We start from the raw sequence: 20,246 nt of genomic DNA, 5'->3' as shown, positions 1-20,246 counted from the left end.
TTTCGTTAAAATTGGTTTTTTGATCTATATAAACGATTAATTATTGAACGTATTGCAGTATATTTAGCATTCCAAAAACGCTAAAAACAAAAAAATGAAACGAATTACCTTTATTACATTAGCATTATTGTGCGTAAGTATCTCCAATACCTTTGCACAGAAAAATAAAAAAATGGACATTATTGCCTATTACACAGGCGATTCTCAACTTATTGACCAATACGAAGTTGGTAAATTAAACCAAATCATCTTTAGTTTCTGTCATTTAAAAGATGGAAAACTAACCGTTGATTCTCCAAAAGATTCCATTACAATTAAACATTTAGCTTCTTTAAAAGCTAAAAATCCACAATTAAAAATTATTGTATCACTTGGCGGCTGGGGCGGATGCGAACCTTGTTCTGCAGCTTTTTCTACTGCTGAAGGACGCTTAAAATTTGCAAAATCTGTAAAACAATTAAGCGATTCTTATAAAGTAGACGGATTAGATTTAGATTGGGAATATCCTGCAATTGAAGGTCTTCCGGGACATTTATATCAAGCAGTTGACAAACCTAATTTTACTGAATTAGTAAAAATATTGCGTTCTACATTAGGTAAAAAATACGAATTGAGTTTTGCTGCAGGTGGTTTCCAAAAATATTTAGATGAATCTATTGACTGGAAAGCGGTTACTCCATTGGTAAATCGTATCAACATTATGAGTTATGATTTAGTAAACGGATATTCTCAGGTTACCGGTCATCACACTCCATTGTACAGTACAAATCCAAATGAAGAGTCAACAGACAGAGCTGTAGAATTTTTACTAAAACAAGGCGTTCCTGCTGAAAAATTAGTGATTGGCGGTGCTTTTTACACCAGACAATGGATCAATGTTGAAAACATCAACAACGGATTATATCAGGCTGGAAAACACGTTGAAGGCGTTAACTTTAAAGATTACAGCAAAACTTACACAGAGGCAAATGGCTGGAAATATTTTTGGGATGATAAAGCAAAAGCTCCTTATTGGTACAATGCAAGCACAAAAACTTTTGCAACATCAGACGACCTTAAGTCTATCAAAGCTAAAGCAGAATATGTAAAAGCTAAAAAATTAGGCGGAATCATGTTCTGGGAACTTACTTTAGACAGTTTCCGCGACGGAATGGTAAATGAAATTTACAAAGTAAAAACAGCAAAGTAATTTACTTAAAAGCATAAAAAAGGCAGTTGATTTACAAACAACTGCCTTTTTTATTTCATATAATAGCAAAGTTCTATTGAACTTTTGATTTGTCTAATTCTCCAATAAATGGAATTGCCTCTAAAATTTCGCTGCGAATAATAGTCTGTAAGTAAACCTCCAACTGAATGAACTTTGCAGCATTAATTGATCCTATCGCTTTTTTAGCTTTTGAATAGGTCTTACAGTACAGTTTTTCATAAGAAATATGATTTTTCAAAGTTCCTTTGGCTAATTCATCGGCTTTCGCATCAGTAAGGGTTTCGTAATTGGCAGCATAATCATTTATCAATTGAAATTTAGTCTGTCCCAATGCTTTTCGTTGGGTTTCATAATCATCATAAACTTTAGCAAAAGCAGCAGATTGTGCATCTGAAAGATTCATGTACTGTTTTACCAATTCACTTTTAGATTTTCCGTAAACACTTTGTAAAACATCTATATCTTCCTTGAAAGAAGATTGTGCATAAGTTGAAAATGAGGCTACTAACGTAATAAGAATAAGACTTAATTTTTTCATAGTTCTAATTTTTAATTTGTTTTTAAAAATAACATGCATTACTCAAATATACTGATTTTTAATATTTTACGCACAAAACTCATTATACCAAGTCTTATTTTTTTACTTCTTTTGGAGCACTCACTATTCCATCATAAGAAATTGGCGCTCTGTTATTACTATTCACACTCAGTGTAGCTGATCCGTTATAGAAAATGGTAAAAAACAAATCATAAATATCATTTTTCCCTCTAACCGTCGCTTTAAGAACAGTACTTTTCTTTTTATTTTCAATCTTGATGTTTTCAGGTTTTCCTTCAAATTTAATTCCGCCATCGCCATTGTATGCAACATTATAACCACGTCCGAAAAAAGGAAGATCACAAGTTGTATTTTCTTTATTAAACTTTAAAAAATAGGTATTATAGTCCAACTGAATTAACCTTCCTCCCTGCGGCGTAACTTTCTGCGCTTCAAAAACAAAATTTTGAGCATCCAAAAGTGCTTTCATTTCATTTTGTTTTTCAAGTTCTCTTTCTTCTTTAAGCTGTTTTTTTGTTTTTTCTTGTGCTGAAACAGAAAAGCTTAAAGCTAAAAACAATACTAAAATTGAGAATGTGACTTTCATAATACTATTTTTTAGTAAAACGCATCATTGCAATATCGCCGGAAATAAAGTTCAAAGTCTTACCATCATCAGTAATATCATAAGAAGTTATTTTCTGAAGGATTTTCATGTACGTCGTTTCACCCTGACCACCATCCAGGCACATCATTTTGGTGACTGCCATTGGCTGCGTAAAATCAATTTTGTTTCCATCAACAACCAACTTTCCTGTGTACGTATTACAACTGTTATTTCCTGAGACTTGATTATCTTTAGTATTAAAAATAATCGTTGGTTTTTTATTAGGAAACAAACCGTCAAAGGTTATTCGGGGACCAGTAATATAATTCAGTTCCCAAGTACCCTCAAGTTTTGAAACAGCATCACTTTTTTTACTTTTAATAGTATTACAAGAAAGTAATACGGAACCTAGAAAAACGAGAGTAAGAATCTTTTTCATCATAACTTTAAACATTAAAAATGAACAAATTAGAGAAGTTTTGTTTTCAAAAAAACAGATTGAAACCATAACGAATTTAAGCAATATTTTTCGGTTTTGTGCTCAATCGACATTAAATTATAACGTATAGTTTGACTTTTTTTTAACTTTTAGAGTTAAAGTATTCCGTTATTTTATGTTAAATTTACTTAATCTTTAATTAAAAATGCCCGTAAATATGAAAAAACTAATCGTTTCTTTCGCTATAATTACAGCTTTAATCATTGGCTGTAAGACAAATAACAAATCAAATGATGCTAAAACTTTAACTGTTGCACTAGAACCAAAAAGCAATAGTAAAGTTGGTGGAACAGCTGTTTTTACAGAAAAAAATGGAAAAGTTACTGTAGTTGCAAAAATGACCGGACTAGAACCAGGAGTTCACGCCATTCACATTCATGAAAAAGCAGATTGCAGTTCTGCAGATGGAAGTTCTGCCGGAGGACACTGGAATCCAACTTTCAAAAAACATGGAAAATGGGGAGTTGGTGAATATCACAAAGGAGATATCGGAAACTTTACTGCAGATGCAAAAGGTAATGGATCTATTACATTAACTACAGATGAATGGTGTATTGGATGTGGAGACAGCAACAAAGACATTCTTGGAAAAGGTCTGATTGTACACGCAGGAACAGATGACTTTACAACCCAGCCAACAGGAAATGCCGGCGGAAGAGTTGCCTGTGCAGGAATCATCAAATAAGAAAAATCATAAATAACCACTATTTTTAACAAAATCTAGTGGTTATTTCATTTAAAATGAATTCTAAAACAAGAAAAAGACATAGCTTTGCATCAGCAAAATTAAGTCAATGATTAACCCATCAGCACCAGGCTGGATCGATAAGTTTTTTAGCGAACAGAAGTTTTCAGAAGCCATTCCTTTTGAAACAGTAGATTCGTTTTACTACAAAGTAAGAGAAACTGGTTTTATTTATGGACATATTATTGCAATAGATTCCCAGATTCCAATTCCTATAAAAGGCTGGTTTAAAACCGAAATTTCTAAAGTTGCTTTGCTCAACACACTCTATCACGTTTTTTGTTTAGAGAAAAGAAATTCAGAACCTAATCATTTTATTTCAGAAGTATTAAAATTTTACAAACAGATGAATCCTGAGGGTTTTAATTTGTTTAAAATTTTACTTCCTAAAGACACTCCTGCCCTTTCTTTAGAAAACATCATCGATCAAAGGGTTCAGACTAATGATAGTATTATTAGCAAAAACTTTTCGCATTTAGTAACCAATGCTCTCTTGTTTATTGATGTTTTGGCATTTAGACAATATTTGGAACATGGTGAAATTCCGGAGAAATATTTAAAACGTATTGAAGAAACGGTTTTAGGAATTGTTGGCCTGGCTTTAAAAACCAAAACAGTAAAATCACAGCATGATGATTTATTGATTAAGCTTTTCGAAGCTTCCATTCGATATTCAAAATTTTCAAAAGTAACAGTAGAAACTTTAGAAACTTTAAATTTGGATTATTTCAAAAACAGACTGGAACAATATTATCTAATCGATATGGCCGGAATGGCTTTATGGAGTGATGGCGTTGTCGAAAATGAAGAATCCTACTTTTTATATGCTTTAGGCTCAACAATGGGAGTTCCCGACGATTTTGTGACAAAAAGTATGAATACAACCAATACTTTTATTACAACACATAAAAAGAAAATCCCTTATTTTAATTATTCCAATCCCGTTAAACATTTCTACGATCAAATGACGCACAGCGTTATAAAACTGATTGTTAGAAACAAAAACAGATTAATCAGGGAAATTATGCAGAGTAAAGAACTTGTAGTTTTATTAGCTTACTCGACGACAAGAGATTTGGACGCTAAAGAAAAAAAGAAAGTCAAAAAACAGCTTCTGGATATTTGTAAAACCATTCCGTCCCTGACTATATTTTTACTTCCTGGCGGAAGCTTATTACTACCGATATTAATCAAGTTTATTCCAACAATGCTTCCTTCTGCATTTAATGAGAATCTTGACGAAAACGAATAAAAAAAATCGCCCATTAGAGGCGATTTCTTTTTTTATATCTATTAAAGATCTAATTGATAAACCGAATCCAGTTCTTCGTTTGAACTAATGGTTACATTCAAATCAGTTACAAAACCTGAATTTAAACCGTAAACCCAGCCGTGAACCATTAAATCTTGTCCGTTTTTCCAGGCATTTTGAACAATTGATGTTTTTGCTAAGTTATAAACCTGCTCTTTTGCATTGATTTCAACAAAAGCATTAAAACGCTCTTCTTCGTTCTCAATTGAATTCAAGTATTTATCATGTAAACGATATTCATCTTTAATATGACGAAGCCAGTTGTCAATAATTCCAACAGACTGATGTCCCATTGCAGCTTTAACACCACCGCATCCGTAATGTCCGCACACGATAATATGTTTAATTTTCAAAACATTTACAGCATAATCCAAAACACTCAACATGTTCATATCAGAGTGAACAACCATGTTAGCAATGTTACGGTGAACGAAAACTTCTCCTGGTTTTGCACCAACAATTTCGTTTGCAGGAACACGGCTGTCAGAACATCCAATCCATAATAATGGTGGTTGTTGCCCTTTTGCCAAATCAGCAAAATAATTAGGATCTTTTGCCAATGAAGTCTCAACCCACTTTTTATTATTCTCTAATAACTGCTCATAAAATTTTCTCATTTTTTTCTTTTTTGTGTGGTAATTTCTTAGTTATAATAGTCTCAAAAAAAGAACTTGATGTAAAGTTACCTAAATTTTGAGACTTCTTTTGCGTTAAAAGCACGTTATTTTAATTATTCTCCTCTAACAACTTCTTTCTGAACTATTTCTCTTTTGGCTACATCATAATAATGTTCAATCGTAACATGATTATTATTTTCTGGCGTATTCTCTAGTTCATAAGCTTCTTTAAAGCCTTTTAATTTGACTTTAATATTCTCATCAATGGCTCTGGTTTCCTTGAATTCACGAATTAAATCCAGAACATCATGAGCAATATATTCTGTATCATGAGCATTAATTATAACCTTTGAATTTTCAGGAATTTCATTTAAAGTTTGTTTGATGGCTGCTTTATTTAAAAATGAAACTTCCTGTGCCAAATCAATATGAATGATATCTCCGTCTTCATATTCTTCTTTTTTGAAGTTATAAGCTCTCTTAAGATTTCCTCTCAAAACAAAAATAATACTAATGATAATACCCAACGCAACACCTTTTAGCAAATCTGTCGCAACGACAAAGACCAAAGTTGCAATAAAAGGGACAAACTGGTATTTACCCTTTTTCCAGAAATGCATAAAGGTTGCTGGTTTTGCTAATTTATATCCCACCAGGATTAAAACTGTTGCCAATGTTGCCAACGGAATTTTATTTAAAATCACTGGAATAGCCAATACACTTATTAATAAAAGTACACCATGAATAATGGTAGACATTTTCGATTTTGCGCCTGCATTATTATTGGCTGACGAACGTACCACAACTGAAGTCATTGGAAGACCTCCTAAAAGTGAACTCACAACATTTCCGATACCCTGCGCTCTTAGTTCAACATTGGTATCAGTATATCGTTTTTGAACATCCATTCGGTCTGAAGCTTCAATACATAAAAGTGTTTCAATAGAAGCCACAATGGCAATTGTAAGAGCAACTACCCAAACCTGCGGATTTGTAACCGATGCAAAGTTTGGCATAATTATAATTGATTTAAAATCATCAAAAGATTTTGGAACTGGCAAAGAAACCAAATGTTCTTTTGCAATTGCCAAAGTGCTTCCTGTTGATACAAATATTTCGTTTAAAACAACTCCGGCAATAACAGCCACCAAAGCTCCCGGCACTAATTTTATTCTTTTTAGAAATGAAACTTTTTCCCAGCAAAGCAAAATTGTAAGCGAAACTAAAGTAACTACTACAGCTCCTAACTGAATATGATTTAAGACATCAAATAAAAATGAAAAAGAATTACTTCCATCATTTTGAATAAAAGCCTGATCTCCTTCATAATCTGCATCGTAACCAAAGGCATGCGGTATTTGTTTCAGAATAATGATAATTCCGATACCCGCAAGCATTCCTTCGATCACATTGGTTGGAAAATAGTTTGATATACTTCCGGCTCTTAAAAATCCTAACGCTAATTGAATTAATCCAGCAATAAAAACAGACATTAAAAAAACATCAAAAGCTCCTAAATCAGTAATAGCGGTTAAAATAATAGCTGTTAACCCAGCCGCCGGACCTGATACGCTAATATGTGACTGACTTAGATATCCTACTACGATACCCCCAACAACACCAGCGATAATTCCAGAAAATAATGGTGCTCCAGAAGCCATTGCAATACCTAAACACAACGGAAGAGCCACCAAGAAAACCACTAAACCTGACGCAAAATCAGATTTAAGGTTGGCAAAAAGATTGATTTTTTTTGTCATAACACAATACTAAAAAAATTATTCATAAAAGATTTACCGCGTCTGCTGTTCAAATGCGGTTAAAGATCAAAATAATCGGAAGTATTATGTTAAATTGGGAGGTGGAGCAAATATGCTCGGAGAAATATTGTCAAGTTTTACAATATTTTCAGAAACAATCGTTTTTTTTTCGATATAAACCGGAATGATAACTTCATGCTCAAGAATAGAAGGATGCATTACATTTTTAAGTTCTTTATGCACTTCCTCTTCTGCAATACTAAAAGATACAGCCGCACTATTTCCTTTCTTAATCGCCTGAACAATTGTCGGGGTCGATAAGAAGGCAATGAATATGAATAATAATATGCGGGCTACAAATTTCATTGAAACAAAAATAGCGTTAAACAAATAAAATCAAAGAGATTTTTATAGAAATTTAACAAAAACAAAAAAGCAGAACGCAATTTTTATGCCGTTCTGCTTTTAATTTATTAAAAAACAAGACCTTAAAGAGTTTCTTCAAGCCATGCATTCATCATCCAGATTGTTTTTTCCTGCTCAGAAATAAAGTCACTCATCATCGAATTGGTTCCTTCATCATTAATTTCATCTGATTTGTTTAATATTTCTCTTTCTATTTTTAACAAATCAGACAAAGAGTGAACGATTAACTGAACCGCTTTCTCATCATTAGAAATATTTTTTCCAACAGTCAATTTATTGTTTTGAATATAGTCTTCAAAAGTGTGCAACGGAGTTCCTCCAATTGTCAATACTCTTTCCGCTATCATATCAATTTTTAGTTGTGCATCTGTATATAGTTCTTCGAATTTTACATGTAAATCAAAAAAACGTTTTCCTCGAATGTTCCAGTGAATTCCTCTCAAATTTTGATAATACACTTGAAAGTTTGAAAGTAATACATTCAATTCTTTTACTAATAATTCCGACTCTTTTACAGGTAATCCTAAAATATTTGTTTTCATGATCTAATTTTTTACTCTAATTTACTACAAATTTAAAGCAACTTCAAGAAAATTTATATAAATAAAAATTATATTTCCTTATTTTTGTATCAAAATTTATTATCAATATGACTATAACTCAATTACAATATGTGTTAGCAGTTGCCGAGCATAAAAACTTCACTCTTGCTGCTGAAAAATGCTTTGTCACACAGCCAACTTTAAGTATGCAAATACAAAAGATCGAAGAAGAACTCAACATTTTGATTTTCGACAGAAGCAAAAAACCTATTCAGCTTACTGATATAGGCCAGAAAATAGTAAATCAGGCCAAAAATATTGTAAACGAAGCCGATCGTATTAAAGATATTGTAGAACAACAAAAAGGTTTTATTGGAGGAGAATTTCGTTTAGGGATAATTCCGACTATTATGCCTACTATTCTACCCATGTTTTTAAATAACTTCATTAAGAAATATCCAAAAGTTAAACTTTTAATTGAAGAATTAAATACAGAGGAAATCATTTTAAAATTAAAAAATGGTCATTTAGACGCTGCTATTGCCGCAACTCCTCTTGAAGACGAGAAAATTAAAGAAATTGTATTGTACTTTGAGCCTTTTGTAGCTTATATCCCTGAAGGTCACGCAAGTTTTCAAAAAGAAGAAATAGAAGTATCTGATTTAAATTTAAATGAAATTCTGCTTCTTCAGGACGGACATTGTTTTAGAGACGGAATTTTAAATTTATGCAAAAGTGTTTCAGACGCTGACCAATCTAATTTCCAGATTCAAAGCGGTAGTTTTGAAACCCTGATTAAATTGGCAGACGAAGGCCTTGGCACAACATTACTTCCGTACTTGCACACCTTAGACTTAAAAGAATCCGATAAACTGAAACTTCGAAACTTTAAGGAACCAAAACCGGCTCGTGAGGTAAGTTTGATTTACCCAAAGAGCGAATTAAAAATGCAAATCATTGATGCACTCCGATCTACAATTGCTGGCGTTATAAAAGGTGCTATTGTTTTTCAGAATGTTCAAATCATTAGTCCGCTACAAAAAAAGCAGTCATAAAAAAAGGAGCCAATTAGGCTCCTTTCTTTTTATACTTTAATTAGTTGTAGACTTGGTTTTAATTCTGGCTTTTCAATTATGAAATTCAACAGCCATTCTTGTAATTGTTCCATTTCGTATGGTAACAGTGTTTTGATAGCTTTTTCTAACTCTTTGCAGAAAAGCACCGGATCGAAACTTACTCTTTCAAGTATTGATTTCGTGTAATCGAACATCATTTTTGACATAATAAAACAAGATTTTTGGGGGTTATCTCTATTTTTAAACTCGCACCAAATTTAAACATTAATCATATATAAAATCTCTTTTTAACTATTTTTTTTAAAAACTTTAGCAACGAATACGTTTTCTTAAAACAAATAAATCAATATAGAACCATTCTAAACAACTCATTTACACCCTCTTAAAGGCTCGAAACATTTCTCTTTTACCCGGAGGCCCTGCTAATTTTTCCACAGTAAAGCCAACTTCAATCATGCTTCTTTTAACAACTCCGCGTGCTGCGTATGTAACAAGAACTCCATTTGGTTTTAAACTATTGTACATTTTCTGAAAAATCTCCGTACTCCAAAGTTCTGGTTGGACCCTGTATCCAAAGGCATCAAAGTAAATCAAATCGAAAGTCTCGAAATCGTTTATTTCGTGAAAAAATTGTTTTCTTTTAGTTAATAAGAACTGGTCGCAAATTTCTGCCTTTTGATTCCATTCTGTTTTATGCATTTTCTCGAAAATGTTCTCAAATTCCAATGCGTCGAGTTCTGCAGCGTAATTCATTTCTAAAATTTCATCAGCATCAACAGGATATGCTTCTACTCCAACATAATCTATATGCTGTTTTTTTCTAACAGACTCTAAAAAAGTAATAAAAGCATTTAAACCAGTTCCAAAACCAATTTCCAATACACTAACAGATTCATCAAATAATGACAAACCATTTTTTATAAATACATGTTTTGCTTCCTGAATTGCACCATGTTTAGAATGGTAACACTCATCCCATTCCGGCAAACGAATTGTAGTTGAGCCGTCTAGCGTTTTAATTATTTCTCTTTTCACTTTTTTCGAAATTTACAATAGCTTTTTATTGATTTTCAAGCTATTTTAATATTCAAAATTAATCAAAACTAATGCGTAAAGCCTTAAAAATCGACACTTTTTTCATAAATTCTTTATAAAAATCAATCAAATATTTGAGTTTATTATAAGATAAATAAATCTCAGTCAAATCCAGTAAATAATGAATTTTCTCTAAGCATTTTACATATTTTTACTTAATTTTGCATTCAATAAATTCTATTTTACATGATATCATCGCTTTAGACTTTCTACAGTGAAAAATATCTCACAAAAAACTTACAGAACTATGAGTACAACTCAAACAAGCAAAATTGAAATCATAAAAGCTACTTCTACAAAAATCAACGAAGTAGATTTTGACAACCTAAGTTTTGGTGCTGTATTTACAGACCATCTATTCGAATGCGATTTTAAAGACGGACAATGGCAAAATCCTGTCATTAAACCTTATGCTCCTATTTTGATGGATCCATCTTCAAAAGTCTTCCATTATGGTCAAGCTATTTTTGAAGGAATGAAAGCTTACAAAGATGACAATAATGATGTTTGGTTGTTTAGACCAGATGAAAACTACAAACGTTTCAACAGTTCAGCAGTAAGAATGGCAATGCCGGAAGTACCTGAAGCTATTTTTATGGATGGTTTGAACGAATTATTGAAATTAGACAAAGAGTGGATTCAAAGAGGAAATGGCGCAAGTATGTACATCCGTCCTTTTATGATTGCTACAGGACCTGGAGTTATTGCAAATCCATCTGACGAGTATAAATTCATGATTTTACTTTCTCCTGCAAAAGCATATTACGGAGGTGAAGTAAAAGTAATTATTGCTGAACATTACAGTAGAGCTGCAAATGGAGGAATTGGTGCTGCAAAAGCAGCAGGAAACTACGCTGCACAGTTTTACCCAACAAACTTGGCAAACAAAGACGGTTTCCAACAAGTTATCTGGACTGATGATGCTACACACACAAAATTAGAAGAAGCGGGAACAATGAACGTTTTCTTCAGAATTAACGATACTTTATTGACAGCTCCAACAAGCGAAAGAATTTTAGATGGTGTTACCAGAAAAAGTTTGATTGCTATGGCTGAAAAAGAAGGATTAAATGTAGAAGTTCGTCCAGTAATTGTTTCAGAATTGGTTGAAGCAGCTAAAAACGGATCTCTAAAAGAAATCTTTGGCGCAGGAACTGCTGCAGTTATCAGCGTTATTAAAGGATTCTCTTATCAAGATGAATATTATGAAATGGCTCCAATCGAGAATTCATACGCTTCTTTCTTAAAAGAAAAACTAACAAGTCTTCAAAATAAACTTTCTGAAGATACTTACGGATGGACAGTTAAAGTTCAATAATCCAAAACCATATAAAAAAGAGAAACCCGATAAATTTATTTTTATCGGGTTTTTTATTTTTAGAATAACTTCGAAAAATCTGGTTTAAAATAATTAGGACCTTTCATTACTTTTCCGTCTTCTCTGTAAATCGGCTGACCATCTTCTCCTAATTTACTCATATTGCTACGTTGAATTTCATCAAAAACAGCTTCAATTTTATCCTGTAATCCGTGCTCAATAATTGTTCCGCATAAAATATACATCATATCTCCAAGAGCATCTGCAATTTCAACTAAATCATTATTCTGAACTGCCTCATAATATTCTTCGTTTTCTTCTTTCATTAAGTTATAACGAAGCAATTTTTTCTCAGCTCCTAAATCGGCAGTTGGAGTTGTACTGTGTCCAATTTTAAAAGCGGTGTGAAATTCTGTTACGGCGTCAAGTTGTTTTTTCATATAGTTGTTTCTTTTTTTTGCTAATTTAATTCACTTAAACATAATACTAAAATAAAATTACATTAAATGAAAAGGTCATTTGGCTTTAAATCGTCATCAATTCTCTAAATTTGCCAAAAATAATTTTTAAAGCTTATGTTTAGTCAGGGACAAATACTATTTGGAGTGTGTTTTTTTATTGCGTTTGTAATCATAATGATATTTGCTTATCGAAAAGATTTAGCACTTCATAAAATCTTTTACAAAGGAAATTATAAAGTATTACTTGTCTTTTTGCTTTTCATTGCCATCTTATTTTTAATCAAAATCTTTTTTAAAAGGTAAATTATTTAGGAGCGTAAGACGAGTTCTTTTGAATTAAAAATTTATTCAAACAAAATAAAACCTAATAATTATTGGTTATTAGTAAGACTCACGATAAATTTATAACTTTACGAAATCAAACAGCCTACCAATGAAAATTCTTAAGTATTTATTTCTTTTTGCATTATTAAGTCTTGTTGCCCTTACCGTTTTTGTTGCTACACAAAAAGGAATCTTTGATGTAGAAAGAAGTAAAGTAATAAATTCTCCTCGTGCAACGGTTTACAATTATCTTAATGACTTTAGAAATTATGAAGATTTTGAATCCTGGTCGGTTGAAGATCCTTCTATACAAATAACTTTCCCAAATAAAACAAGTGGAAATGGTGCTTCTTTTTATTGGGATGGAACTGATGGAAAAGGAAATGCAATCACCCTTAAAACAAAAGAAGGTGAAAGCATTGTTCAGAAAATGAAATATGATGGTACAGAAGCGGATGTTTCCTGGACTTTAAAAGATACTTTAAACGGAAAAACAAAAGTTACCTGGAAGGGAAAAGGAACAATGAGTTTTTTATTTAAAATATACTCGGCATTACATGGCGGAGCCGACAGAGTTATTGGTACTATTTATGAAAAGAGCTTAGCCAATATTGACAAAAATCTGGATTACGAGACCAAAACATACGCTATAAAAGTAGACGGATTAGTTAAGAAAAATGAGACACCATATATTCGCCAGACATTTACAAGTGAAATCGAAAAAGTAAATAAAAATGCCCGAATTGTAATTCCGAAACTGATTCAGTTTAGTGAGACAAACGGATTATCTGCAAACGGAAAACCTTTTATCATTTATCATACTTACGATACTAAAACTGGTTTAGCCAAAATTTCAATCTGTTTACCAATTAATAAAGAAATCTCTATTAGTTCAGGAAGTGATATTTTATCTGGAAAACTAAACGGATTTGACGCAGTAAAAACAACACTTACAGGAGATTACTCTCATAGAAATGAAGCTATTGCTAAAACAACAGCTTTTATAAACAATGGAAAAATCACTCCACAACTAAGCTGGTCACATCTTGAAGTATGGACTCTTAGCAAATTGGATGTAAAAAGCTCTTCTAAATTGGTAACCGAAATTTATTTCCCGATTATTCCTAAAGCAGAACCTGTAACTACATCCCCTGTATATTCTCCTGAAGCACAGACAGAACAAACGGAACAAACGCAAACTGAACCAGTACAACCGAAACCAACGCAACCTAAACCTGCACAAAAAAAACCAGCAACTCAAACGCCGGCTACAACAACTCCTGCACAAGAAGAAGAGTCTGAATTCTAAATCATTAAGACTTATTAAACCTTTTGTTTTAAATTCAGTCTAATTTATATTAAGAAGGTTTACAAAACAAAAAGTTTGATAGACGAGAAGGAATTTATAAAAGAATTATTAAACCCTGAAACGCAGAATTCCGCGTTTCAAAAACTCTTGTCTGATTATCAGAGACCTTTGTACTCTCATATTCGAAACATTGTTTTGAATCATGATGATGCAGACGATGTTTTACAGAATACTTTTGTAAAAGTCTTTCAGTATCTTAAAAACTTTAAAGGTGAAAGTAAACTTTTCTCCTGGATGTATCGTATTGCGACAAACGAAGCATTGACTTTTTTATCTCAAAAAGCAAAATTAAGCGGTATTTCATCAGAAGATCTGCAGAATAAAACAATCGACAATCTAAAAGCCGATCTTTATTTTGATGGAGATGAAATTCAAATCAAACTTCAAAAAGCAATCGTAACTCTTCCTGAAAAACAACAACTGGTTTTCAAAATGAAATATTTTGAGGAATTAAAATATGAAGAAATTGCAGAAATCTTAGGAACTTCTGTTGGAGCCCTTAAGGCATCTTATCATCACGCAGTTAAAAAAATCGAATTATATGTTACATCAAATTAAACCTTTTGTAACTAAAACTATCTTATAGGTATTATGAAAACATTTAAATTAGAAAACGAACCCAAAATAAAATCCGGATTTAAAACTCCAGAAAATTATTTTGATCATTTTTCAGAGAAAGTTTTACAGCAATTAAACGAAAAAGAGGTTAAAGTAATTCCGTTTTACAAACGTAAAAAAATACTTTCTTTGGCCGCAGCAGCAGTTATTGGTTTTGCATTAATAATTCCAATTGTGAATAATTACAATGCAACATCAAATGATCTTGACGAAAATACTTTAGAAACTTATTTATCGTATCAGTCTAATCTAAATCAATACGACTTAATTCAAAAATTAGATGATAGTGATATTGAAAAGTTAAATAATGATATCACTCTTGAAGATGAAACAATAGAAGATATTTTAACCACAAGTCCGAATATAGAACACTTAATTTCAGAACAATACTAAATTAAACTTAACTCCAACTTAACTTAACAATGAAAATAAAAAACATTTTACCTCTCCTGCTCTTTCTGACAAGTTTTTCCTTTTTTGCTCAAAATGGAAAAATCGACGAAAAACGTGAAAAAATCAAAGCTTTTAAAGTTTCATTTTTAACAACAGAGTTAGAATTAACTTCGACAGAAGCCGAAAAATTCTGGCCTATTTATAATGCTTACGACGACAAACAATTCGACTTAAAGCATTTAAAAATGAAAACATATCTGCGAAAATTAAACGATGACAATATCAACAATCTTTCAGAAAAAGATGCTGTAACATTATTATCTCAGATAGAAAGCACTGATAAAGAATTGTATGTACTTCGTGAAAAATACATGGCAAGTTTAAAAAAAGTACTTTCAGCAAAAAAAATATTAAAGCTAAAAAAATCGGAAGACGATTTTAATCGAAAATTATTGCAGCAATACCGGGACAAAGCCGGGAAAGATTAAAATTAAGTAAAGAAACAACAGCGATAAGAACCCTATATAATAATACTTACTTTATTATTCAGGGTTCTTATTTTTTATTTAAAATTCAATCGAACCACTTTATTGTGTCCAGCAGCAATTGCAGTATTTCTGTTCACAAAACGAATGGTAAACAGTTTTGAATCTGTAGACAATTGCATCCAGTTTTCCCCTCCGTTTTGAGAGTATTGTATCCCTTCAGATCCTACACAGATAATTTCTCTTCCGTTTCCTCCCGGAACATATTGTACACAAGAAGCATAACCAAAGCCCATATTCTGACCGATTAATTCCCAGGTTTTCCCACCGTCTTTTGTAAAAGCTTTATTATCATTCTTTTTATTTGGAAGCTCATAATCGCCTCCTGCTATAAATCCTTGTTTAGAATCGTAAAAATCCGCTGTAAAAATACCTGTCATTTCTTTTCCCTGAACGATTGGAGTTTCCACTACTTTCCATGTTTTTGCTTTATCGGGAGAATAAAAAACACGAGCTTTTTTCCCACCGGAAACCAGCCAGGTATCATTTCCTTTAATAACAATATTGGTATTACTAGCAGCAAAAGCAGCTTCACCTGTTGAGTTAGTAGGCAATTTGTCTGACAATAATTTTGTCCAGGTTTCTCCTCCATCACGAGTTACAATAACAGAAAAAGTGTCTTCTGTAGGATCACCAATTGCAATTCCTTCTTTATCATTCCAAAACTGCATACTATCATAAAACACTTTTGGATTAACTTCTTTATACACTAATTTAACTTTATTGTCTTTTTTTGAAACCGAATATAGTAATGCCGGGTTAGCCACACTTAGCAGAAAAATATCTTTAGAAGTCTGTGCAATACTTCTAAATTCTAAATTCAAAGTATCACGATAGATATGTTCTTCAAATTTTTCTTTCTTAGTTAAATCATAATAACCAAAACGAGAATTATCAGCTCCGTACCAAATTTTATTTTTATCAACCAAAATGGCCCTAATGCTAATTTTATCTTTAAACAAAGTATCTACAGTCATTGATGTAAAACCGCTGTTAAAAACAACTTTAGTTTTAGAATTAAATGTTCCAAAAGACATCAATAAAATAAAAATACTGCAAAATAAAACTAGTTTTTTCATAAGGAATTAAAATTTGGTTAACGCTAAAATACGATTATTTATAATATCTCAAATAGGTTTGGTTTATTTTCAGGAAATAATAATCTGCCTCCTTTATCTTCCCGGCTATAAGAGAAAAAAACAGAATAAAAAACAAACAATTAATACACAACACATTACACAGACAAAAGATGACAAATAAATTTATGGCATAGTAATTGGATATTACCAGATACGAACAATTTAATATGATTTAGTCATGAAAACGAAATTACTTATAATAGCGATCTCAGCATTAGTTTTTGGTTCTTGTGCCGCACAAAACCAAACTACGGTTTACGCAAAAAATTCAGATATAAGCGATAATTTAGATTTAAGAGCCGTTGCTTCCATGTTTGGAGAATCTGCAAACCTTCAAGATTTTGAAAGAAGATTAAACGATCCAAAATATCAAATTTCAAATCTTGATCTTAATGGTGATGATGAAGTAGATTACCTTCGTGTAATCGAAAGTGTAGAAGATAGAACTCACGTGGTAATCATTCAAGCCGTTTTAGACCGTGATGTTTACCAAGACGTTGCTACAATTGATGTAGAAAGAGACAATTACAACAAAGTAAGTGTACAGATTGTAGGTAACTCTTATTTATATGGAGCAAATTATATTTATGAGCCTGTTTATAGTGTTGCTCCAGTAATTTACACCTCGTTTTGGGTAAACAACTACAGACCTTATTATTCAACTTGGTATTGGGGTTATTATCCAACTTATTATAGCGCTTGGAGACCTTACCCAGTTTACAGATATAGAAACAATGTAAATGTTTGCATTAACGTTCACAATAGCTACAATTATGTAAATGTGAGAAGAAGCTACAGAGCTCCCGCAATTTATGAAACAAGACGTACTTACGGATACGAAAGAATGAGACCAAACTACAGTTTTGCTGAAAGACATTCGAATGTAAGTAACAGATATGATTTAGATCAAAGACGTGTTTCATCTAGAGAAGCCAACAGAAACAGCTATAATACTAATAGAGGAAACACAGCAAGACCAATATCTTCTGACAACAGAACTTCAAATAGAAATTATGCTGAAAACAGAAACACAACAGGCAGAACTTCTGTAGACAGAAACAACGGAACATACAACTCTACTAACAGAACTGCGAATAGAAACACAGAAGGAACCGTAAATAGAGACTATTCCAACAGAGGAAACAATGCTACAAGAGTTGACAATACTCCAAGAACAGAATCAAGAAACAATAATTCAGGAGTGACTTCAAGAGGAAACTCAGAAGGCAGAGTAAATTCTAATCGCGAAATGTCTACTCAAAGATCAGAGAATTCAAGAAGTTATTCTCAAAACAGAGTAAATACAACACAATCTGCTCCTATTCAAAGAGCTGAAGCGCCAAGAAGCAATTCTGAAAACAGATCTAGTTCTAACAGAGAATATTCAGCTAGACCAGCACAAAGTCAACCACGTTCAGAATCCCCGAGAGTAAGTCAGGAATCTCGTGGTGGAGGACAATCTCAAAGAGAAAGCGGCTCAAACTCCAGAGGTGGTGACGGAAGAAGAGGCTAATAATATTTTAAATTATAATTAAATTTAAAAGCACAATTTTACGATTGTGCTTTTTTTTATCTTTTTAATTATAATGGCTGCTAATTTGTTTTAAAACAGTAAATTTGCAACCGTCTTTTATAAAAATATACATGAGCGCATCGCATAAAAACTTACATAGTAAGTTGTCTATTGGGGGTTTATTGATTACTTTAGGGATTATTTATGGAGATATTGGAACCTCTCCATTGTACGTAATGAAGGCTATTTTGGGCGATCACACGATAAATGCCGATATTGTTTTAGGAGGTATTTCTTGCGTATTCTGGACGCTTACATTACAAACTACTATAAAATACGTACTTATTACTTTAAGTGCAGACAATCATGGTGAAGGAGGAATTTTCGCACTTTATGCATTAGTCAAGAAAACAAAAATTCAATGGCTTATTGTGCCTGCCATTATTGGAGGAAGTGCCCTGCTGGCTGACGGAATTATTACACCCCCCATTTCGATTTCATCTGCTGTAGAAGGAATTAGAGCATTCTATCCAACAATGCAGACCCAAACCATTGTATATATTGTAATTACAATTTTATTCATCTTATTTACAATCCAGCAATTCGGAACCAAACTAGTTGGCAAATTCTTTGCGCCAATGATGTTAATCTGGTTTGCTATGTTGGGAACTTTAGGAACAATTCAGGTATTGAACTATCCGGAGGTAATTAAAGCCATAAATCCATACTACGCATATCATTTATTATCTATACATCCTGATGGATTCTTTGTTCTTGGATTTGTATTTTTATGTACTACAGGAGCCGAAGCCTTATATTCTGACATGGGACACTGTGGGAGAAAAAACATCAGAATCAGCTGGATTTTTGTTAAAACGACATTAGTTTTAAACTATTTCGGACAGGCTGCGTATTTAATTCACCACGAAGGAAGTACTTTACAGCAATTAGGGGGAGAAAATGGAAATCCTTTTTACTTAATCATGCCACATTGGTTTTTACCATTCGGAATTGTAGTAGCAACTTTAGCTGCCGTAATTGCCTCTCAGGCATTAATCAGTGGTTCATTTACCTTGATTAATGAGGCAATGCGTTTGAACTTCTGGCCTAAAGTAAAAATTAAATATCCTACAGAGGTAAAAGGTCAATTGTATATACCATCGATTAACTGGTTATTGTTTTTTGGTTGTGTTGGAATTGTTTTACACTTCGAAAAATCAGGTAATATGGAGCATGCTTATGGTCTTGCGATTATTCTTTGCATGATCATGACCACTATTTTACTGAATTATTACTTAATCATGAAACGTGTAAAATTGTATTTCATGGTTCCATTAATTACCATTTATTTATTAATTGAATTTAGTTTCCTTATTGCCAATATTACCAAATTTGCAGAAGGTGGTTATGTAACCTTAATTATTGCAAGTATGCTAATTTCTGTGATGACTATTTGGTACTTAGCTAAGAAAATCAACAAAAACTATACAAAAGTGGTTAAGGTTGACGATTACAAACAAGTTTTAGTAGAATTGAGCCAGGACTTATCAATTCCGAAATATGCTACGCATTTAGTTTACATGACAAATGCTAATCGCGTTGATGAATTGGAAGAAAAAATCATTTATTCTATTCTTCAAAAACGTCCAAAAAGAGCCGACATTTATTGGTTTGTTCATGTAAATATTTTAACAGAACCTTATAAAACACAATATAAAGTAACTGAAATTGCAAAAGATGATATTTACAGAATTGATTTCAATTTAGGCTTTAGAGAACCAACCAAAATCAATTTGATGTTTAGAGAGGTTATTAAAGACATGGTAAAACGTGGAGAAGTAGATATTACCAGCCGCTACGAATCTTTAAACAAAAACAATATTATTGGAGACTTCAAATTTGTATTATCTGAGAAATTCTTATCGAACGATAATGATTTAAGATGGCATGAAAATATTATCATGAATTCTTACTTCTTTATCAAAAAACTGAGTTTGTCTGAAGAAAGAGCCTTTGGTTTAGACAGCAGCTCTGTTAAAATAGAGAAATTCCCAATGGTGCTTCATGCTCCTGAAAATATTGGATTAACGCGTATTATTTCTAAAGATTAAAGCTTAACAATAATTTCAAAAAACACTC

22 protein-coding genes are annotated in these 20,246 nt (G+C 32.3%); 11 read left to right on the top strand and 11 right to left on the bottom strand.

Going from position 1 to position 20,246, the window contains the following annotated elements:
- The first annotated feature begins 94 nt into the window (after positions 1–94).
- A complete protein-coding gene (locus ACFS3A_RS12055) occupies positions 95–1,189 on the top strand; it encodes a glycoside hydrolase family 18 protein (RefSeq protein WP_379825762.1) in 1,095 nt (364 codons plus the stop codon).
- A 73-nt stretch (positions 1,190–1,262) separates the two neighbouring features.
- Here the strand turns inward: ACFS3A_RS12055 and ACFS3A_RS12050 are convergent, their stop codons facing one another.
- The 3 genes from ACFS3A_RS12050 to ACFS3A_RS12040 all read right to left on the bottom strand — a co-directional run bounded on the left by ACFS3A_RS12050 (position 1,263) and on the right by ACFS3A_RS12040 (position 2,797).
- A complete protein-coding gene (locus ACFS3A_RS12050) occupies positions 1,263–1,748 on the bottom strand; it encodes a hypothetical protein (RefSeq protein WP_379825760.1) in 486 nt (161 codons plus the stop codon).
- Between the two features lie 94 nt (positions 1,749–1,842).
- Positions 1,843–2,355: a DUF4251 domain-containing protein gene (locus ACFS3A_RS12045; RefSeq protein WP_379825758.1), complete on the bottom strand. Its 513-nt coding sequence runs from the start codon at positions 2,353–2,355 to the stop codon at positions 1,843–1,845.
- A gap of 4 nt (positions 2,356–2,359) precedes the next feature.
- Entirely contained in the window at positions 2,360–2,797 is a 438-nt protein-coding gene (locus tag ACFS3A_RS12040) for an META domain-containing protein (protein ID WP_379825756.1), read from the bottom strand.
- A 214-nt stretch (positions 2,798–3,011) separates the two neighbouring features.
- On the opposite strand from ACFS3A_RS12040, the gene ACFS3A_RS12035 reads away from it, so the two are divergent.
- Positions 3,012–3,539, top strand: coding sequence for a superoxide dismutase family protein (locus tag ACFS3A_RS12035; protein WP_276172798.1), 528 nt, complete (start codon positions 3,012–3,014; stop codon positions 3,537–3,539).
- Between the two features lie 109 nt (positions 3,540–3,648).
- On the top strand, positions 3,649–4,851 hold the full coding sequence (locus ACFS3A_RS12030) for an LETM1-related biofilm-associated protein (protein ID WP_379825753.1): 1,203 nt from the start codon (positions 3,649–3,651) through the stop codon (positions 4,849–4,851).
- 41 nt (positions 4,852–4,892) lie between these two features.
- On the opposite strand, the gene can is transcribed toward ACFS3A_RS12030, so the two are convergent.
- The 4 genes from can to ACFS3A_RS12010 all read right to left on the bottom strand — a co-directional run bounded on the left by can (position 4,893) and on the right by ACFS3A_RS12010 (position 8,256).
- Positions 4,893–5,528 carry a carbonate dehydratase gene (can, locus tag ACFS3A_RS12025; RefSeq protein ID WP_109194404.1) on the bottom strand — a complete coding sequence of 212 codons (636 nt, stop codon included), beginning with the start codon at positions 5,526–5,528 and terminating at the stop codon, positions 4,893–4,895.
- 113 nt (positions 5,529–5,641) lie between these two features.
- The gene (locus tag ACFS3A_RS12020; RefSeq protein ID WP_379825752.1) at positions 5,642–7,288 is read right to left on the bottom strand and encodes a SulP family inorganic anion transporter; all 1,647 of its coding nucleotides are present in this window, start codon (positions 7,286–7,288) and stop codon (positions 5,642–5,644) included.
- A gap of 84 nt (positions 7,289–7,372) precedes the next feature.
- Entirely contained in the window at positions 7,373–7,654 is a 282-nt protein-coding gene (locus ACFS3A_RS12015; protein ID WP_379825750.1) for a hypothetical protein, read from the bottom strand.
- A 122-nt stretch (positions 7,655–7,776) separates the two neighbouring features.
- Entirely contained in the window at positions 7,777–8,256 is a 480-nt protein-coding gene (locus ACFS3A_RS12010; protein ID WP_109194407.1) for a Dps family protein, read from the bottom strand.
- Positions 8,257–8,363: 107 nt separating this feature from the next.
- On the opposite strand from ACFS3A_RS12010, the gene ACFS3A_RS12005 reads away from it, so the two are divergent.
- The gene (locus tag ACFS3A_RS12005; RefSeq protein WP_379825749.1) at positions 8,364–9,311 is read left to right on the top strand and encodes a LysR substrate-binding domain-containing protein; all 948 of its coding nucleotides are present in this window, start codon (positions 8,364–8,366) and stop codon (positions 9,309–9,311) included.
- A gap of 29 nt (positions 9,312–9,340) precedes the next feature.
- On the opposite strand, the gene ACFS3A_RS12000 is transcribed toward ACFS3A_RS12005, so the two are convergent.
- Positions 9,341–9,538: a hypothetical protein gene (locus tag ACFS3A_RS12000; protein WP_073416676.1), complete on the bottom strand. Its 198-nt coding sequence runs from the start codon at positions 9,536–9,538 to the stop codon at positions 9,341–9,343.
- A gap of 166 nt (positions 9,539–9,704) precedes the next feature.
- Positions 9,705–10,367 (bottom strand): tRNA (5-methylaminomethyl-2-thiouridine)(34)-methyltransferase MnmD, encoded by a 663-nt coding sequence (gene mnmD / locus ACFS3A_RS11995; RefSeq protein WP_379825748.1) that lies wholly within the window; start codon positions 10,365–10,367, stop codon positions 9,705–9,707.
- Positions 10,368–10,674: 307 nt separating this feature from the next.
- Here mnmD and ACFS3A_RS11990 point away from each other — a divergent pair, with 307 nt between their 5' ends.
- Positions 10,675–11,745: a branched-chain amino acid aminotransferase gene (locus ACFS3A_RS11990; RefSeq protein WP_379825747.1), complete on the top strand. Its 1,071-nt coding sequence runs from the start codon at positions 10,675–10,677 to the stop codon at positions 11,743–11,745.
- Positions 11,746–11,804: 59 nt separating this feature from the next.
- Here ACFS3A_RS11990 and ACFS3A_RS11985 read toward each other — a convergent pair whose 3' ends face one another.
- On the bottom strand, positions 11,805–12,185 hold the full coding sequence (locus tag ACFS3A_RS11985; protein ID WP_091491839.1) for a pyrophosphohydrolase domain-containing protein: 381 nt from the start codon (positions 12,183–12,185) through the stop codon (positions 11,805–11,807).
- Between the two features lie 454 nt (positions 12,186–12,639).
- On the opposite strand from ACFS3A_RS11985, the gene ACFS3A_RS11980 reads away from it, so the two are divergent.
- The 4 genes from ACFS3A_RS11980 (at position 12,640) to ACFS3A_RS11965 (ending at position 15,398) form a co-directional block, all read left to right on the top strand.
- Positions 12,640–13,839: an SRPBCC family protein gene (locus tag ACFS3A_RS11980; RefSeq protein ID WP_379825746.1), complete on the top strand. Its 1,200-nt coding sequence runs from the start codon at positions 12,640–12,642 to the stop codon at positions 13,837–13,839.
- Positions 13,840–13,914: 75 nt separating this feature from the next.
- The gene (locus ACFS3A_RS11975) at positions 13,915–14,457 is read left to right on the top strand and encodes an RNA polymerase sigma factor (RefSeq protein ID WP_379825745.1); all 543 of its coding nucleotides are present in this window, start codon (positions 13,915–13,917) and stop codon (positions 14,455–14,457) included.
- 33 nt (positions 14,458–14,490) lie between these two features.
- Positions 14,491–14,910 carry a hypothetical protein gene (locus ACFS3A_RS11970; protein WP_379825744.1) on the top strand — a complete coding sequence of 140 codons (420 nt, stop codon included), beginning with the start codon at positions 14,491–14,493 and terminating at the stop codon, positions 14,908–14,910.
- 29 nt (positions 14,911–14,939) lie between these two features.
- Complete coding sequence (locus tag ACFS3A_RS11965; RefSeq protein ID WP_379825743.1) at positions 14,940–15,398, top strand: sensor of ECF-type sigma factor; 459 nt, start codon at positions 14,940–14,942, stop codon at positions 15,396–15,398.
- Between the two features lie 74 nt (positions 15,399–15,472).
- Here the strand turns inward: ACFS3A_RS11965 and ACFS3A_RS11960 are convergent, their stop codons facing one another.
- Positions 15,473–16,534: a WD40/YVTN/BNR-like repeat-containing protein gene (locus ACFS3A_RS11960; protein WP_379825741.1), complete on the bottom strand. Its 1,062-nt coding sequence runs from the start codon at positions 16,532–16,534 to the stop codon at positions 15,473–15,475.
- A gap of 238 nt (positions 16,535–16,772) precedes the next feature.
- On the opposite strand from ACFS3A_RS11960, the gene ACFS3A_RS11955 reads away from it, so the two are divergent.
- On the top strand, positions 16,773–18,107 hold the full coding sequence (locus ACFS3A_RS11955; protein ID WP_379825740.1) for a hypothetical protein: 1,335 nt from the start codon (positions 16,773–16,775) through the stop codon (positions 18,105–18,107).
- Between the two features lie 131 nt (positions 18,108–18,238).
- Positions 18,239–20,218: a KUP/HAK/KT family potassium transporter gene (locus ACFS3A_RS11950; protein ID WP_379825739.1), complete on the top strand. Its 1,980-nt coding sequence runs from the start codon at positions 18,239–18,241 to the stop codon at positions 20,216–20,218.
- The last annotated feature ends 28 nt before the right edge of the window (positions 20,219–20,246 follow it).

It is taken from the genome of Flavobacterium notoginsengisoli (assembly GCF_042686225.1).
Classification (GTDB): domain Bacteria; phylum Bacteroidota; class Bacteroidia; order Flavobacteriales; family Flavobacteriaceae; genus Flavobacterium; species Flavobacterium notoginsengisoli.
This window is presented reverse-complemented; position numbering and strand designations above follow the sequence as displayed.

What these genes read in the sequence shown, in the direction of transcription:
- ACFS3A_RS12055 (WP_379825762.1), top strand. Translation starts at nt 95, where the DNA reads ATGAAACGAATTACCTTTATTACATTAGCATTATTGTGCGTAAGTATC.
- ACFS3A_RS12050 (WP_379825760.1), bottom strand. Translation starts at nt 1,748, where the DNA reads ATGAAAAAATTAAGTCTTATTCTTATTACGTTAGTAGCCTCATTTTCA.
- ACFS3A_RS12045 (WP_379825758.1), bottom strand. Translation starts at nt 2,355, where the DNA reads ATGAAAGTCACATTCTCAATTTTAGTATTGTTTTTAGCTTTAAGCTTT.
- ACFS3A_RS12040 (WP_379825756.1), bottom strand. Translation starts at nt 2,797, where the DNA reads ATGATGAAAAAGATTCTTACTCTCGTTTTTCTAGGTTCCGTATTACTT.
- ACFS3A_RS12035 (WP_276172798.1), top strand. Translation starts at nt 3,012, where the DNA reads ATGAAAAAACTAATCGTTTCTTTCGCTATAATTACAGCTTTAATCATT.
- ACFS3A_RS12030 (WP_379825753.1), top strand. Translation starts at nt 3,649, where the DNA reads ATGATTAACCCATCAGCACCAGGCTGGATCGATAAGTTTTTTAGCGAA.
- can (WP_109194404.1), bottom strand. Translation starts at nt 5,528, where the DNA reads ATGAGAAAATTTTATGAGCAGTTATTAGAGAATAATAAAAAGTGGGTT.
- ACFS3A_RS12020 (WP_379825752.1), bottom strand. Translation starts at nt 7,288, where the DNA reads ATGACAAAAAAAATCAATCTTTTTGCCAACCTTAAATCTGATTTTGCG.
- ACFS3A_RS12015 (WP_379825750.1), bottom strand. Translation starts at nt 7,654, where the DNA reads ATGAAATTTGTAGCCCGCATATTATTATTCATATTCATTGCCTTCTTA.
- ACFS3A_RS12010 (WP_109194407.1), bottom strand. Translation starts at nt 8,256, where the DNA reads ATGAAAACAAATATTTTAGGATTACCTGTAAAAGAGTCGGAATTATTA.
- ACFS3A_RS12005 (WP_379825749.1), top strand. Translation starts at nt 8,364, where the DNA reads ATGACTATAACTCAATTACAATATGTGTTAGCAGTTGCCGAGCATAAA.
- ACFS3A_RS12000 (WP_073416676.1), bottom strand. Translation starts at nt 9,538, where the DNA reads ATGTCAAAAATGATGTTCGATTACACGAAATCAATACTTGAAAGAGTA.
- ACFS3A_RS11990 (WP_379825747.1), top strand. Translation starts at nt 10,675, where the DNA reads ATGAGTACAACTCAAACAAGCAAAATTGAAATCATAAAAGCTACTTCT.
- ACFS3A_RS11985 (WP_091491839.1), bottom strand. Translation starts at nt 12,185, where the DNA reads ATGAAAAAACAACTTGACGCCGTAACAGAATTTCACACCGCTTTTAAA.
- ACFS3A_RS11980 (WP_379825746.1), top strand. Translation starts at nt 12,640, where the DNA reads ATGAAAATTCTTAAGTATTTATTTCTTTTTGCATTATTAAGTCTTGTT.
- ACFS3A_RS11970 (WP_379825744.1), top strand. Translation starts at nt 14,491, where the DNA reads ATGAAAACATTTAAATTAGAAAACGAACCCAAAATAAAATCCGGATTT.
- ACFS3A_RS11965 (WP_379825743.1), top strand. Translation starts at nt 14,940, where the DNA reads ATGAAAATAAAAAACATTTTACCTCTCCTGCTCTTTCTGACAAGTTTT.
- ACFS3A_RS11960 (WP_379825741.1), bottom strand. Translation starts at nt 16,534, where the DNA reads ATGAAAAAACTAGTTTTATTTTGCAGTATTTTTATTTTATTGATGTCT.
- ACFS3A_RS11955 (WP_379825740.1), top strand. Translation starts at nt 16,773, where the DNA reads ATGAAAACGAAATTACTTATAATAGCGATCTCAGCATTAGTTTTTGGT.
- ACFS3A_RS11950 (WP_379825739.1), top strand. Translation starts at nt 18,239, where the DNA reads ATGAGCGCATCGCATAAAAACTTACATAGTAAGTTGTCTATTGGGGGT.